This window comes from Rhizobium sp. 268 (assembly GCF_036571585.1).
Classification (GTDB): domain Bacteria; phylum Pseudomonadota; class Alphaproteobacteria; order Rhizobiales; family Rhizobiaceae; genus Rhizobium; species Rhizobium redzepovicii.
Window position 1 is genome coordinate 20,146 of sequence record NZ_JAPPSO010000019.1, and the last position, 14,974, is coordinate 35,119.

Below are 14,974 nucleotides of genomic sequence, written 5' to 3' on the forward strand. Positions count from 1 at the left end.
CGCTCCGTCGGCGTTTACGAAGCCTTGGCTTCGAAAGCGGGAGCGAAATCACCGAGCGATTTCGCCTTGAGAATCGTGCCCTCGATATCCTGCTCCACGATCGCCTCCAGATCGGCAAAGCTGTCGATGACGTAGTAGATCGGCTGGAGAATATCGATGCGGTAGGGCGTCCTCAGCACACTCAGCAGATCGAACGGCCGAAACTCGCAGGTCGTGCCTTCGGTTGCCGCTTTCGCTTCGCTTGGCGACGAGACAATGCCTGCGCCGAAGCAGCGGCGGCCCTGCGGCGTGTTGATCAGCCCGAATTCGACGGTGAACCAGAAGATGCGGAACAGGTGCCAGGAATAACCTTTGCCGAGACGGACGGCGGTTTCGCCGAAATGGCGCACGAAATTGGCATAGCTCTGGTTGGTCAGCAGCGGGCAATGGCCGAACACCTCGTGAAAGAGGTCAGGTTCCTCGATATAGTCGATATGCTCGCGGCGGCGCAGGAAGGTTGCCAGCGGGAATTTGCCTTGCGACAGAAGCTCGTAAAAGCGCGAGGGCGGGATGAGCGCCGGCACGCCTTCGACGCCGAAGCCGGTGGTCTCGTTCAGGCGCCTGTTCACATCGAGAAGCTGCGGCACTTTCTCCGGCTTGAGCCCCAGCAATGTGACGCCGTCTAGATATTCGCGGCAGGCAGTATCGGCCAGCATCTTCATCTGGCGCCGGTAGAGTTCGCCCCAGATCGCGTCTTCCTCGGGTGTGTAGTCATAAAGGCCGTCCGGGCCGGGCAATTTAGCGGTGTAGCTGCTTTCCTTGGTCATAGGCTGATCCTCCCGGAACACGACGATATGGTTGCCATTATCCTCCAGCTTCGGCGGATTTTCTTTTCTTTCATCTTGGGTCTTGCAATAATGGTGGCAAATTTTCCCGAGCCTGGGGCTAGAAATGAAAGAAACTGGGAATTTTCGCCGCACCCTTCTGCAGCTCATCCAGGCCGACGGCAGCCTGTCGCTGGCAGATCTTGCTGAGAAGGCCGGCATGTCGCAGAGCTCCGCCTGGCGGAAGATCCAGGAACTTGAAGCCGACGGTGTTATCCGCAAGCGGGTGACGCTGCTCGATCCCGGCAAACTCGATCTCAAGCTCTGCGTGATCGCGCATGTGACGCTGGAAGATCACCATGAAGAGGCAGTCGCCTCTTTCGCTACGGTGGTGCTGGAGCGGCCGGAGATCATGGAGTGTTATGCCTTGTCGGGCGCCTTCGACTATATGCTCAAGATCCGGGCGAGGGACGTGGAAAGCTACGAAGCCTTCATGACGCGCTACCTTATGCGCAACCCGCACGTGCGCACCGTGGTCTCGAGCTTCGTGCTGCGCGAACTGAAATTCTCGACCGAATTGCCGCTCTGACGCCTGCCGCCGGCGGGGCGGGGATGTTTTCAAACTTATCGCATGCTGTCGCCATGCCGGCCGCCCGGCATGTGCACAGGAAAGCCCTCGAATGTCTTCAGCGTGTCGAGCACGATCGAGGTCTTCACGTGCTGGACCGACTCGTGCGGCAAGAGAACGTCGTTGACGAATTTTGAAAGGTCGGCGAGGCCGCGGGCCGCCACCTTCAGGTGGTAGTCCATTTCACCCGTCAAGGCATAGGCTTCGAGAACCTCCGGCAGCCCGTTGATCAACTGCGAAAATCGGCGGGCATTGTCTCTATTGTGGGTCGCAAGCGTCACGGAAATGACCACCAGCATATCCAGGCCCAGCTTCTCCCGATCGAGATAGGCCCGGTAGCTGCGAATATAGCCCTCGGCTTCCAGCCGCGTGCGCCGGCGCGAGCATTGCGACGGTGAAAGCGCGATACGATCCCCCAGTTCGTTATTCGTCAACCTGCCGTCCTTTTGCAGTTCCTCGAGCAGGCGCAAATCCAATTTGTCGAGCTGTTCATCCATTGCAAGAAATCTCCACATTGCTCACGAACCGTGCATAATATCTTCTCTTGATATGAAGAATGCAAGGATTTTGCACGTGTTTTGCGCCACACTTTGCACAGTTAAACTCCATCTCGTCAGGAGGAGAAAATGGGTCCTTTCCCGCATGATGCGCCGCCATCCGAAATCACCGCCGACAACCCGGCCGGCACCGACGGCTTCGAATTCGTTGAGTTCGCGCATCCCGAACCCGAGAAGCTCAGCGAACTTTTCACGCGCATGGGCTATGTAGCCGTTGCCAGGCACAAGACGAAAGACATCACCGTCTGGCGCCAGGGCGACATCAACTATGTCGTCAATGCCGAGCCCGGCAGCCATGCCGCTCACTTTGTCGATAAGCACGGTCCCTGCGCCGCATCGATGGCCTGGCGGGTCGTCGACGCCAAACATGCTTTCGACCATGCCGTGTCGAAAGGCGCCGTTCCCTATGAAGGTGACGACAAGATGCTTGATGTTCCGGCAATTGTCGGCATTGGCGGCTCGCTGCTCTATTTCGTCGAGACCTATGGCGCCAAGGGATCGGCCTACGATGTCGAGTTCGATTGGCTTGGTGAGCGCAATCCGCGTCCTGAGGGGATCGGCTTCTATTATCTCGACCATCTCACGCACAATGTCTTCCGCGGCAATATGGACAAGTGGTGGGATTTCTACCGCGAGCTGTTCAATTTCAAGCAGATCCACTTCTTCGACATTGACGGTCGCATCACCGGTCTGGTCAGCCGCGCCATCACCTCGCCCTGCGGCAAGATTCGCATTCCGCTGAATGAATCGAAGGACGACACCAGCCAGATCGAGGAATATCTGAAGAAGTACCGGGGCGAGGGCATCCAGCACATCGCCGTCGGCACCGAGGATATTTACGGCGCCACCGACCGGCTTGCCGACAACGGCCTGCGCTTCATGCCGGGTCCGCCGGAGACCTATTACGACATGTCCTATGAACGGGTGAACGGCCATAGCGAACCGATCGAGCGCATGAAGAAGCACGGCATCCTGATCGACGGGGAGGGCGTGGTGAATGGCGGCATGACGAAAATCCTGCTGCAGATCTTCTCGAAAACCGTGATCGGCCCGATCTTCTTCGAATTCATCCAGCGCAAGGGCGACGAAGGCTTCGGCGAAGGCAATTTCCGGGCGCTGTTCGAGTCGATCGAGGCCGATCAGATCAAGCGTGGTGTCATCGGGACGGCGGCGGAGTAAACTCTCTCGCACGTCTGAAAAGACGCGCGGCGCAGCGAGAGTGATGGGAGGAGTTGAGCATGGACCAGACATCGATCCAGACGTCCGGCGGTGAAGCCGCGGCGACGGACACACTGAAATATATGCCGGGTTTCGGCAACGACTTCGAAACCGAGTCGCTTCCCGGCGCCTTGCCGCAGGGCCAGAACAGCCCGCAGAAATGCAATTACGGCCTCTATGCCGAGCAGCTTTCCGGCTCGCCGTTCACCGCCCCGCGCGGCACGAACGAGAGGTCCTGGCTTTACCGCATCCGCCCGAGCGTGCGTCACACCCGCCGCTTCTCCAACGCTTCCTATCCGCTCTGGAAGACCGCGCCCTGCCTCGACGAGCATTCGCTCCCTCTCGGCCAGCTTCGCTGGGACCCTATCCCCGCGCCGACCGAAAGACTGAATTTTCTGGAAGGAGTACGGACGATCACGACGGCAGGCGATGCCGTGACCCAGGTCGGCATGTCGGCCCATGCCTATGTCTTCAATGAGGACATGGTCGACGATTACTTCTTCAACGCCGATGGCGAACTGCTGATCGTGCCGCAGCTCGGCGCCCTCAGGGTGTTCACCGAAATGGGCATCATGGATGTGGAGCCGCTGGAAATATGCCTCATCCCCCGCGGCATGATGTTCAAGGTCCTCAGGATCGGCGAGCAGCCGGTCTGGCGCGGTTACATCTGTGAAAACTACGGCGCCAAATTCACGCTGCCGGAACGTGGCCCGATCGGCGCCAACTGCCTGGCGAACCCGCGCGATTTCAAGACGCCTGTCGCCACCTACGAGGACAAGGAGAAGCCTTGCCGCGTGCATGTGAAGTGGTGCGGAAAATTCTATGTCACCGAGATCGGCCATTCGCCGCTCGATGTCGTGGCCTGGCACGGCAATTATGCCCCGTTCAAATACGATCTCAGGACATTTTCTCCGGTCGGCGCCATCCTCTTCGATCATCCCGATCCGTCGATCTTTTCGGTGCTGACCGCGCCGACCGAAGATGCCGGCACGGCGAATGTCGATTTCGTGATCTTTCCGCCGCGCTGGCTGGTGGCCGAGCATACCTTCCGTCCGCCCTGGTATCATCGCAACATCATGAGCGAGTTCATGGGGCTGATCCATGGCCAGTATGACGCCAAGGAGGAGGGCTTCGTGCCCGGCGGCATCAGCCTGCACAATATGATGCTGCCGCACGGGCCGGATGCGCTCGCCTTCGAAAAGGCAGCCAATGCCGAGCTCAAACCGGTGAAGCTCGATCACACCATGGCCTTCATGTTCGAGACCCGATACCCGCAGCAACTGACGAAATACGCCGCCGAGCTGGAAACGCTGCAGGACGATTATCTCGAGTGCTGGGACGGGTTGGAACGCAAGTTCGACGGAACCCCCGGTATCAAGTGATAGCATCGGAATCGACACATGAAACTTGCGACCTTGAAGGACTCCACCAGGGACGGCCGCCTCGTCGTCGTGTCCCGCGACCTGACCCGCTGCTCGGAAGTCGGCCACATCGCCCGCACGCTGCAGGCAGCCCTCGACGACTGGGAGCATGTGGCGCCGAGACTCCGGCTGATTGCCGAAGGCATCGAGACCGGCGCCCAGCCGACGCTCCGTTTTCACGAGCATGACGCTACGTCACCTCTTCCGCGGGCCTATCAATGGGCCGACGGTTCCGCCTACGTCAACCATGTCGAACTGGTGCGCAAGGCCCGCGGAGCCGAGATGCCGGCAAGCTTCTGGACCGACCCGCTGATGTACCAGGGCGGCTCGGATGTCTTCCTCGCGCCGCGCGATCCGATCGTCGCGGCCGACGAGGCTCATGGCATTGATATGGAGGGCGAGGTCGCCGTCATCACCGGCGACGTCGGCATGGGGGCAAGCTCTGAGGCCGCCCGCGACGCCATCCGCCTAGTGATGCTCGTCAACGACGTGTCGCTGCGCGGCCTGATCCCCGAGGAACTGGCCAAGGGATTCGGTTTCTTCCAGTCCAAGCCGGCCTCGGCCTTTTCGCCTGTTGCGGTGACGCCGGACGAGCTGGGGGAGGCGTGGGATGGCGGCAAGCTGCATCTGCCGCTGCTCGTCAGCCTGAACGGCAAACCCTTCGGCAAGGCCAATGCCGGCATCGACATGACCTTCGATTTCGGCCAGCTGATTGCCCATGCCGCCAAGACCCGCAGTCTCGCGGCCGGAACGATCATCGGCTCGGGAACGGTGTCCAACAAGCGGGACGGCGGCCCGGGCCGGCCGGTCGAAGATGGTGGCGACGGCTATTCCTGCATCGCCGAAATCCGGATGATCGAGACGATCGAAACCGGTTCGCCGACTACGCCCTTCATGCGGTTCGGCGACCAGGTCCGCATCGAGATGAAGGACCGTGCCGGCCATTCGATCTTCGGGGCGATCGAGCAGACCGTCGAACGCTATGGCGGAGCGAGGCCGCAATGAGCGAGGTCGTTCTTTACGACTACTGGCGATCGTCGGCGAGCTATCGTGTCCGCATCGCGCTCAACCTGCTGGAGATCGACTACAGGACGGTGCCAGTCAACCTTCTGGAGGGAGCGCATCGGAAGCCGGACTATCTCGCGCTCAATCCGCAGGGGTTCGTGCCGACCCTGGTGATCGACGGGCAAGTTCTGACCCAGTCGCTGGCCATCATCGAATACCTGGCCGAGCTGCGCCCGGAATGTCGATTGCTACCATCGGACATCACCGACCGTCAGCATGTACGCGTGTTGGCCTATGCGGTCGCCATGGACATCCATCCGATCTGCAACCTGAATGTCGTGGCGCATCTGATTGAGGTGACCGAGAAGGCTGACGCCCGCGAGGAGTGGATGAAGCATTTCATCGCCGACGGGCTTGGCAAACTGGAGGCGATGATCGATGACGCCGGCGGAACCTTCAGCTTCGGCGATCAGCCAACGATGGCCGACCTCTGCCTTGTCCCGCAAGTCTATAACGCCCGTCGCTGGGGCGTTGATCTCACGCATCTCAAACGCATCGTCGATGTCGACGCCCGATGCGCCGAACTACCGGCCTTCCAGGCAGCGCATCCCGATCGCGTAAAGCCGTGACGTCACCGCCCGGGTACAACGCAGGCTGAGGCTCGGCGATTGGGCGGAGAGACTACGCGTCCCGCCACGAAGGGAACGTCGCCGCCTGGCCCAGTCGCGTTCCGCTTTCGTCGATAAGCTGCCAGACGGTCACGTCCTCGATCCAGAAACGCCGCCCCGATTTCGCGATCCGGAGGCCGCGGCCATTCTCGACAAAACCATCGCGGGTCACGCTGTCCAGCAGCCGCTGACGCTCGGCGCGATCCGGCTGCTCGGCCGAAAGCCGCGAGGGCAGCGTAATGAATTCATCCCAGCTATATTCGAAGCAGGTCTGCGCGATGCGGTTCGCATAAATGAAGCGCGGGTCGGGCAGGGCATTGTGCGCGAGGACCACGAAAGGCGCGAGGTTGTAGAGCCAGTCCGGCCCTTGCCCCTCCTGAACAAGAGGACGACCGATAATGCGCAGGTGGCTGCCGGCGAGGAGGGAGAAGAAATCGGGATCGCTCCTCAGGTCAAGGGCGTGATTGCCATAAATAGAAGTCACGAAGTGCCTCGTTGGTCAACTGCTTCGGTGCAGGCGACATAGCCGATATTCATTGAATAGGTCTATGATGTCTTGCGAACCGTGATCCTTTCCGGCGAGGACCGGCATTTACCTTGTCTCAACACTTCTGATTGTGACACTTGCCAGACGATCGCCCGTTGTGCATTGATCTTAAGCTGCTGGGGTCGCTATCAACATTTCTGCGAAGCTATTGTTCTGCAGACGCAATCGGCGTCGGCTGAGCGCGGACGCCGGGATTCACGGGGCAGGTGATTTGGTCATCCGGCCACACCCTGGGCAAGCTATGCTGCGAATGACGACAGGACAGGTAGAGGTGCTCGAGGGGTGGGGAAGAATGCGCAGATCCGTCTCATTCATATCGATGCTGCTGGCGTTCGTCGCCATGGCCGGAGAGGGGCATGCAGCCATTTCCTACCAACGTCTGGACGGCGCCCCGGGAGAGCGTGGTCTGGTGATAAAGGGTGTGTTTGAATTCTTCGACGATCCGATGACGCTTGTCGACGAATATACGCAGTACCGTCCGGACTACATCAGCTTTGACTCGCCCGGCGGAAACGTCGTCGCTGCGATCAGGTTCGGCCGCGCCATCCGCGCGTTTAATGCAAAAACGCTGCAGATCAGAGCCCTGGAATGTGCGTCGGCCTGCGCCTTCGCCTTCGTCGGTGGCGTCGAACGGTTTGCCGAGCCGGGCTCCATCGGCGTACATCGCGTTTCCCTGTCCGACGATGTTCCCATGGACAACAAATTGGCAGTCTCGACCGTTCAAGTGATGACCGGGGAGATCATCGGCTATCTCACCGACATGGGGGTAAGCCCCAATCTGCTGCAGCTCAGCCTGTCGATCGACAGCACCGATATAAGGTATCTCACTGCTGCGGAAATGCGGAACTGGAACATCAACACGCCCGAGGACATGCCCGCGCCGCAAGAAAGCGCGTCGCCACCTGAGGACGCGGCGCCTGAGGTGAGCGCAACACCCGCCGTCACGCCGTCGGACTCAAGCGCTTCCGAGGAGGCGGCCGCATCCGAACCCGGCGACCTGACCACGGAAGCGGTTGATTTCGTCAACCGATACAATGACGAATGGTCGAAAGACAACGCCTCGGCGTTGGCCTTCATGAAGGGCGTCTATGCCGACGAGGTCTCCTTCTTCGGAAACCCGGTCGATAAAGACGTCGTGCTAAAGGACAAGGCGACCTTCGCCCAACGCTGGCCGCAGCGCATCTACAGCGTCAAGCCGGGCTCCGTCACTGCCAGTTGTGCGGGAAAATGCGAAATGTCGGGAGTTGTCGAGTGGTTTGCCGGAAACAGGGACACGGGTAAGACGTCCTCCGGCATGGCGGAATTCTCCTTCGTGTGGAACACGGCCTCTCTGCAGATCGAGTCCGAGACCGGAAAGATACTCACCACGGACAAGGGGGCCAAGGCGCCGGACCGGTTGATCCATCAGTGGACTGGACGACATCTGCCGCACAAGTGTCGATCGCGAGGCCCCCGAGACGCAGCGCGCGTGCAAACGGCGCGACGAGCTCGGTCCGCTACTCAATCGTGTCGACTGGTGCTACGGCCATGAAGGCGAAGCCGAAATAAACTGGGAGTGGCAAAAATGCGATGCTAATTCCCGCCGACATACGAGCAGGTAGCGCGACCGGTCGTTGCCCGGAGGAAGAAATGTTGGGAAACTCACATTCCTGAGCGAGGCCGAGCATGTCAGAAAACGAGCATTCCCAATCGAACTCCGTGCTGCCGGCATCCGACGAACCCGAGAAGCCGGCCGAACGTTACCAACTCGGCCTCTGCCTTTCCGGCGGCGGTTATCGAGCCATGCTTTTCCATGCGGGATCGCTGGTAGGGCTGAACGAGGCCGGTCTTCTGGCGAAGCTCGACATGATCTCCTCGGTCTCCGGCGGATCGATCGCCTCCGGCCTGCTCGCCTATGTGTGGCCGCGGCTAATCTTTGAGAATGACGTCGCCGTCAACTTCAAGACGGAATATGTCGATCGCATCCTGGCCTTCAGCCAGGTCTTTGCGGATGGGCCAAGCTTCCTGAAGGGCGTGTTCAACCCTTTCTCGAGTGCGGCGGAGGAAGCCGCCAAACTCTACGACCGACATCTGTTCGACGGAAAGTCGCCAAGCCTGAAAGACCTGCCGGGATCGCCCTGGTTCGTCTTCTGCGCCAGCAATCTCAGCACCGGCTCGCTCTTCCGCATGTCCAACCGCTATATCGCGGATTACCGGATCGGCGTGTCGTTTCATCCGGCATTGTCGCTCGCGACCGCGGTTGCTGCCTCCGCCGCATTCCCGCCCGTGTTGTCACCGCTGCGTGTGGACCTGTCACAGTTTTCGTGGAGGCGGGAAAAACTCGATGATACGGTTGGCGAAGCTGTCGCTCCGGGCCGGGCAATCTTGAGCGACGGCGGTGTTTACGACAATCACGGCATCGAGCCGGCGCTGAAGCGCTGCGACTGCCTGCTCGTCAGCGATGCCGGCGCGCCCTGGCGTTCCTCCACCCGCGGATACTGGAACTATCTCAGCCAGCTCAAGCGCGTGCTCCACACGACCGACAATCAGGTGAGGGCGCTGAGGCGGCGAGACCTGATCGGCGGCTTCAAGGCGGCCAAAAAGGCTGATCTGCTCGGCCTCGATGCTCCCTCGAAATCGGCTCTGCGCGCAAGAACGCGCGGCGTCTATTGGTCGATCGACAGCAGGGATGCCGAACTCGCGCCCTATGCTTCCTACACGCTGCCGCCATCGTCGGTCGTTCCCTCCGAGGTCGGCACCTATCTTCATTTCCTCGGCGCCAGGGAAACGGAGGTTCTGACGAATTGGGGGCACTATGTCTGCGACGCGATGCTCAATCGCTTCTATCAATCGCCGCTGGCGCCATCCTCCGGCCCGCCCTTGGCGGCCGGGACGGTGAAGCCCTCCTGGGCGGCACGCGCAAGCAAAAGCTTGTTTGGCTTCCTGCCGGTTTAAACCGCCATCCGCGCTGCAGACCTAAGCATTGACCGCATCGACGACGTAGCTCGCCATCATCAGATCGAGATGCGCGCCGCCGCCATTCTTGAAAACGGTGATCTGGTCGTCGGACTGGCGGCTTGTAGTACCCGCTGCCACGAGATCGTAGAGATCTCCCCGCACATGCGAGCGTTCGATGGCGCCGGCCGCGATCAGCTGCATCATTTCGCCGATCCGGTCCATCACCGTCTCCATGAAATCCACATAAACAAGCCCGGCGGCGATCAGCGCGTCATCCGCCTCACGCATATCGGGCGTGAAGGCGCCGATTAGATCGATATGCCTGCCGGGGCAAGGTCAGCAGCCGTCTCCTTTGCCGTTTCTGCGCCTTAGCATCCCGAGCGCCAGGGGCACAAGACCGAACACCGCGAACCACAGGAGTTCCCAGAATGATTGGTTTTCGACGTCCATCCGGATTCAGTGGATTCCGAGTATGGAGTGGGAGAGGGCACTGTCGAGAACGTGTCAGCCACCGAAGCCAATCAGTGAGTTTGGGAACAGAAGCCTGTCTGCTCCGCCGTCAGCGAAGGCGCGCAGAGCGCGCAACAGCAGCCACGGCGCCGCTGCGGCGATTTAGGCGAGCCTCTCCTCCATCTGCCAGCGCAGGCGCCGGTTGATCTCGTCGGATGTCTGGGTTCTCACCCGGTTCGTCGTCGTGGCCATGGTTGCTATCTCCTCTTCGCGGGAGCCATTGGGTGAGCACAAAGTTCCGTGCCTCACCTTGAAGATAAATCAATATATATTATATTAGATCGTATAATGAATTGGACGCGGAGCTAGTCATGCCTGTCACGATAATATCCGAGAAACTATCGATCTCGCCGCAGCCGAGCATCGAGGACATCCAGTCGCTTCATGACAAAGGATTCAAGACACTCATCAACAACCGACCGGACGACGAGGATCTTGCCCAGCCTGGAACGCAAGCCGAAAGCCAGGAGGCGAAGCACTGCCACCTGTCCTATGCGTTTGTGCCGGTCACGGCTGGCACGATCACCGAGGCGGATGTGCGTGCGTTCCAGCGCGCGGTCGACAAATCCGAGGGACCCGTATTCGCCCACTGCAAGACCGGCACTCGGTCGCTAAGCCTCTACTTGATCGGCGAGGTCCTTGACGGCCGCATGTCTGCCGACGAGGTCGTCGAATTCGGACGCAGCCGCGGCTTCGACACCAGCGCCGCCGCAGCCTGGCTCGTGCAACATGCTGCCCGCAGGCCGCAGGTGGAGGGCTTCTTCGACAAGCGCACCTGGAGCGTCCAGTACGTGGTGTCCGATCCCGCGACCCGTAAGTGCGCCATCATTGACCCGGTGCTCGACTTCGATGAGAGGGCCGGTGCGACGGCGACCATCAATGCCGACGCGATCCTCGACTACGTCCGCGACAACGGGCTGACGGTCGAGTGGATCCTCGACACCCACCCGCACGCCGACCACTTCTCGGCGGCCGAGTATCTGAAGGAGAAGACTGGCGCGCAGACAGCGATTGGCGAACGCGTCGTGGACGTCCAAAAGCTGTGGAAGGGCATCTACAACTGGCCTGAGCTTGCCACCGACGGCTCCCAATGGGACCGGCTGTTTGCCCATGGCGAGACCTTCGAGGTCGGCTCGATCAAAGCCAAAGTGCTTTTCTCTCCGGGACATACGCTCGCCTCCATCACCTATGTGATCGGCGACGCGGCCTTCGTGCACGACACGCTCTTCATGCCCGACAGCGGTACGGCACGCGCCGATTTCCCCGGCGGTGACGCCCGCGTCCTGTGGAAGTCGATACAGGAGATCCTCGCGCTCCCGTACGAGACGCGGATATTCACGGGCCACGACTACCAGCCGGACGGTCGAGCGCCTCGATGGGAAAGCACGGTGGTGGAGCAGATGAAGTCCAACCCGCATCTTTCCGGCGTGACCGAAGAGGAATTCGTGACGCTGAGGACGAGGCGTGACAAGACGCTGCCGATGCCGAAGCTCATCCTTCATGCCCTGCAGGTGAACATCCGCGGCGGACGTCTGCCGGAGCCGGAGGCCAACGGCAGGCGTTACCTCAAGTTTCCACTCGATGCACTGCAGGGAGCAGCATGGGAATGACGACCGATCTAAAGGCGATGATGAGGGCGGGGCTTTCCCCCGCCGAGATGGCCAGCCGGGCCGGAGAGGTAGCGAACCTGCTGAAGACGCTGTCCCATCCGGCGCGCCTGATGATCGTCTGCTCGCTCGTGGAAGGCGAGTATTCGGTCGGCGAGCTTGAAGAGAAGCTCGACGTCCACCAGCCGCATCTGTCGCAGCACCTGACGGTACTGCGTGGCTCCGGGATTGTCGAAACCCGGCGGGAGGGGAAACAGATCTTCTATCGCCTGACGGAAGAAAAGGCCGCGCAACTGGTCGCTGCCCTCTATGACATCTTCTGCGTGAAGGATGACAAATGAACGCGTATCTGCCCTCATTGGTCGGGGGCATGCTGATCGGCGCATCGGCTGCCATGCTTCTGCTCCTCAACGGCCGGATTGCCGGGGTCAGCGGAATTGTCGGCCGTCTCGCCCAAGGCGTGGGACTGACCACCAATCTTGCGTTCGTGCTCGGGCTGCTGCTCGGGCCACTCGCATACCTGCTCATGTTCGGCGGCTGGCCGGTCGTGCAGATCACCACCGGCGGGCCGCTGCTCATCGTGGCCGGACTGCTTGTCGGCTTCGGCTCACGCATGGGATCGGGCTGCACCAGCGGACACGGCGTGCTTGGGCTTGCCCGCCTGTCTACGCGATCGATGGTCGCGGTCGCCACGTTCCTGACCGCCGGCGCGGTCGCCGTCGCAATACTGCGAGGTCTCGGACTATGAAGCGGAACATCTACAAATTCGTGGCCGCTCTCGCCTCGGGTATCGTCTTCGGCTTCGGACTGTCCCTGTCCGGCATGCTGAACCCGGTCCGGATCCAAGGCTTCCTCAACGTGTTCGGCGTCTGGGATCCGAGCCTTGCCTTCGTTCTCGGCGGCGCCGTCGTCGTCGCCTTTATCGGAGTGCAGGTGATGAAACGGATGAAGCGTCCCGCCTTCGACGACAGCTTCCACGTGCCGATGAACCGTCGGATCGATGCTCCGCTGGTCGTTGGTTCGGCCTTGTTCGGCCTGGGCTGGGGGATCGGTGGCTTCTGTCCCGGTCCGGCAGTCGCATCCCTATCGCTCGGCCTTCCGCAAACGTTCTTGTTCGTCGTCGCCATGCTGATCGGGATGACCTTGTATGACAGAGTATGGAGCAGACGGACGTGAACACCTCCATTTGGGCGGCAGTTGGCTCCGGCGAAATCGTCGGCTTCATGCTCGGCCTGCTCGGCGGCGGCGGGTCCATCCTGGCAACGCCCCTTCTGCTCTATGTGGTGGGGGTGACGCAGCCGCATATCGCGATCGGAACGGGTGCGCTCGCTGTTTCGGTGAATGCGTTCGCAAACTTTGCCAGCCACGCGATCAAGGGCCACGTCTGGTGGCGCTGCGCGGCCGTCTTCTCTGCACTCGGCGTCGTCGGCGCCCTCGGCGGCTCCAGTCTCGGCAAAGCGATGGACGGAGATCGCCTGATTTTCCTGTTCGGCATCCTCATGCTCGTCGTCGGCGTCCTGATGCTGAAGCCCAGGAAGCCAGTATCGATAGAATGCCGGCCCGTCGATCTTAAGATGTGCCTTGCCACCGCGGCCGTGGCACTCGCCGCCGGCGCTGCATCCGGCTTCTTCGGCATCGGTGGGGGCTTCCTGATCGTTCCCGGCCTCATGCTGGCGACGGGCATGCCGATGATCAACGCGATCGGGACATCTCTCCTCTCCGTCGCTGCGTTCGGACTGGCGACGACCCTGAGCTATGCCAGTTCAGGCTTGGTAGATTGGTGGCTTGCCTCCGAGTTCATTGGCGGTGGCATTGTCGGCGGTGTTTTTGGCATGCTGCTCGCTGCGCGGCTCAGCGCCTACAAGAACATCCTCAACCGCCTGTTCGCAGCGCTTATCTTCGTGGTTGCTGCTTATATTTTGTATCGGCACTGGGGGACGGTGGTGCCGGGCTAGGGCGCCAAGCGAAGGGCTCGACAGCGGACGAGCCGCGACTTCCGGCCAGAAGTGACCCTTCGCGTATGAAGAGCGAGCGACCCTTTCAACACCAACACGTTGACCATCTCGTAGAGCCCAGCGGCGGCGTTGCTGGAGAACCAGATGTTCAGTCCCCATAGTCTCTGAAAGCGACATGCTACCACTCCGGCACGGCCGCACACGGAGCGCGGCCGTGGCTCCCTGCGTCAATGCGCCATGAATATTGGCATGCTGCTTTGCTCGATCATGTTACGCGTCACGCCTCCGAAAAGTGTCTGCTGCCAGCGAGGGTGATTGTATGCGCCCATGACGATCAAATCGGCATTCACATCCGTCGCATGCTGCCTCAAGATCTCGTCAGCCCTGTTTCCGCCGCTGGCCACACGATCCACCTGAACCTTGACCCCGTGACGGGAGAGGAAGCTTGCGATGTCGGCCCCTGGCTCCTCTCCATTCACCCGCTCTCGCGAGACTGGATCGATCATCGTCACGTAGACGCAGTCGGCCGTCTTCAACAGGTCAAGGGCCTGCCTTGCGGCACGCGACGCCTCGTCGCTCGAATCCCACGCCAGCACGATCGATTTGGAAGTAGAAGAGAGCGGCCGCCCCCCGCGGTTGATGATCACCGGCGTCGGCGTCCGGAACAGAGCGCCATCCATGACCCGTTTCTGGAGCTCCTCGTCCTTGCAGGCTTGGCGACCGACAAGTACGACGTCGGCATAGAGCGCCCGTTCTGCAATGTCCTCCCGCGCAAAGGCATATTCCGTATAGACGTCCTGCACATCGTAGGACAGTCCGGTGCGCGAGAGATACGCCTTGATCTCTTCGGCTTTCTTGACGAGTTCCTCGATTTCGCGTTGGCGTTCTTCCAGCCAGACGGTCGACAGGGAGTTGTATTCTCCCATCATCGGCGACGCTCCCATGCAGAGCACGACCGCGCTGAGATGTGCTCCGGAGGCCCCGCAAAACTCCACGGCCGCCTTCAGGTCTTCGTCGAAATATTTGGAAGTCAGGATGCTCATTACCGTGCGAATGGACATTTCGATCACCTCTCTTGTTGAATATCGAGAGGATAACGGCACTTGCGGCGACGTTCT

Annotated in this window: 16 protein-coding genes and 1 pseudogene; 12 read left to right on the forward strand and 5 right to left on the reverse strand. The window is 60.8% G+C overall.

Annotated features, from left to right (window positions below; all coding sequences use genetic code 11):
- Positions 1-14: 14 nt before the first annotated feature.
- Positions 15-806, reverse strand: a complete 792-nt coding sequence (locus OS035_RS28575) for a phenylalanine 4-monooxygenase (RefSeq protein ID WP_097625170.1) — start codon at positions 804-806, stop codon at positions 15-17.
- A gap of 124 nt (positions 807-930) precedes the next feature.
- Here OS035_RS28575 and OS035_RS28580 point away from each other — a divergent pair, with 124 nt between their 5' ends.
- Positions 931-1,392: an Lrp/AsnC family transcriptional regulator gene (locus tag OS035_RS28580; protein ID WP_097625171.1), complete on the forward strand. Its 462-nt coding sequence runs from the start codon at positions 931-933 to the stop codon at positions 1,390-1,392.
- Between the two features lie 35 nt (positions 1,393-1,427).
- Here the strand turns inward: OS035_RS28580 and OS035_RS28585 are convergent, their stop codons facing one another.
- The gene (locus tag OS035_RS28585; RefSeq protein ID WP_097625172.1) at positions 1,428-1,928 is read right to left on the reverse strand and encodes an Lrp/AsnC family transcriptional regulator; all 501 of its coding nucleotides are present in this window, start codon (positions 1,926-1,928) and stop codon (positions 1,428-1,430) included.
- 129 nt (positions 1,929-2,057) lie between these two features.
- Here OS035_RS28585 and hppD point away from each other — a divergent pair, with 129 nt between their 5' ends.
- Genes hppD through maiA form a run of 4 tightly spaced genes read left to right on the forward strand, consistent with a single transcriptional unit; the run spans position 2,058 to position 6,261 of the window.
- Entirely contained in the window at positions 2,058-3,167 is a 1,110-nt protein-coding gene (gene hppD, locus OS035_RS28590; protein WP_097625173.1) for a 4-hydroxyphenylpyruvate dioxygenase, read from the forward strand.
- A 59-nt stretch (positions 3,168-3,226) separates the two neighbouring features.
- Positions 3,227-4,588, forward strand: coding sequence for a homogentisate 1,2-dioxygenase (gene hmgA, locus OS035_RS28595; protein ID WP_097625174.1), 1,362 nt, complete (start codon positions 3,227-3,229; stop codon positions 4,586-4,588).
- A gap of 18 nt (positions 4,589-4,606) precedes the next feature.
- Entirely contained in the window at positions 4,607-5,632 is a 1,026-nt protein-coding gene (locus OS035_RS28600; RefSeq protein ID WP_183777785.1) for a fumarylacetoacetate hydrolase family protein, read from the forward strand.
- Positions 5,629-6,261 carry a maleylacetoacetate isomerase gene (maiA, locus tag OS035_RS28605; protein WP_183777784.1) on the forward strand — a complete coding sequence of 211 codons (633 nt, stop codon included), beginning with the start codon at positions 5,629-5,631 and terminating at the stop codon, positions 6,259-6,261. The genes OS035_RS28600 and maiA overlap by 4 nt, the downstream gene beginning before the upstream one ends.
- A 52-nt stretch (positions 6,262-6,313) precedes the next feature.
- Here maiA and OS035_RS28610 read toward each other — a convergent pair whose 3' ends face one another.
- On the reverse strand, positions 6,314-6,784 hold the full coding sequence (locus OS035_RS28610) for an MEKHLA domain-containing protein (protein ID WP_183777783.1): 471 nt from the start codon (positions 6,782-6,784) through the stop codon (positions 6,314-6,316).
- 334 nt (positions 6,785-7,118) lie between these two features.
- On the opposite strand from OS035_RS28610, the pseudogene OS035_RS28615 reads away from it, so the two are divergent.
- Both OS035_RS28615 and OS035_RS28620 read left to right on the forward strand, forming a co-directional pair.
- Positions 7,119-8,448, forward strand: a pseudogene (locus OS035_RS28615) (hypothetical protein).
- Between the two features lie 64 nt (positions 8,449-8,512).
- On the forward strand, positions 8,513-9,781 hold the full coding sequence (locus tag OS035_RS28620; RefSeq protein ID WP_183777782.1) for a patatin-like phospholipase family protein: 1,269 nt from the start codon (positions 8,513-8,515) through the stop codon (positions 9,779-9,781).
- Between the two features lie 21 nt (positions 9,782-9,802).
- On the opposite strand, the gene OS035_RS28625 is transcribed toward OS035_RS28620, so the two are convergent.
- On the reverse strand, positions 9,803-10,102 hold the full coding sequence (locus OS035_RS28625; RefSeq protein ID WP_331814387.1) for a hypothetical protein: 300 nt from the start codon (positions 10,100-10,102) through the stop codon (positions 9,803-9,805).
- A 503-nt stretch (positions 10,103-10,605) separates the two neighbouring features.
- Here OS035_RS28625 and blh point away from each other — a divergent pair.
- From blh to OS035_RS28650, 5 genes are read left to right on the forward strand one after another with little or no spacing between them, the layout of a single operon-like run.
- Complete coding sequence (gene blh, locus OS035_RS28630) at positions 10,606-11,904, forward strand: bifunctional sulfur transferase/dioxygenase Blh (RefSeq protein ID WP_183777781.1); 1,299 nt, start codon at positions 10,606-10,608, stop codon at positions 11,902-11,904.
- Positions 11,895-12,242, forward strand: a complete 348-nt coding sequence (gene bigR / locus OS035_RS28635) for a sulfite-sensing transcriptional repressor BigR (RefSeq protein ID WP_097625181.1) — start codon at positions 11,895-11,897, stop codon at positions 12,240-12,242. The genes blh and bigR overlap by 10 nt, the downstream gene beginning before the upstream one ends.
- On the forward strand, positions 12,239-12,649 hold the full coding sequence (locus tag OS035_RS28640) for a YeeE/YedE family protein (protein ID WP_097625182.1): 411 nt from the start codon (positions 12,239-12,241) through the stop codon (positions 12,647-12,649). The genes bigR and OS035_RS28640 overlap by 4 nt, the downstream gene beginning before the upstream one ends.
- Positions 12,646-13,077, forward strand: coding sequence for a YeeE/YedE family protein (locus tag OS035_RS28645; protein ID WP_097625183.1), 432 nt, complete (start codon positions 12,646-12,648; stop codon positions 13,075-13,077). Before OS035_RS28640 ends, OS035_RS28645 begins: the two co-directional genes overlap by 4 nt.
- On the forward strand, positions 13,059-13,856 hold the full coding sequence (locus OS035_RS28650) for a sulfite exporter TauE/SafE family protein (protein ID WP_097625184.1): 798 nt from the start codon (positions 13,059-13,061) through the stop codon (positions 13,854-13,856). Before OS035_RS28645 ends, OS035_RS28650 begins: the two co-directional genes overlap by 19 nt.
- 227 nt (positions 13,857-14,083) lie before the next feature.
- Here the strand turns inward: OS035_RS28650 and OS035_RS28655 are convergent, their stop codons facing one another.
- Positions 14,084-14,917 carry a universal stress protein gene (locus OS035_RS28655; protein ID WP_097625185.1) on the reverse strand — a complete coding sequence of 278 codons (834 nt, stop codon included), beginning with the start codon at positions 14,915-14,917 and terminating at the stop codon, positions 14,084-14,086.
- Between the last annotated feature and the right edge of the window lie 57 nt (positions 14,918-14,974).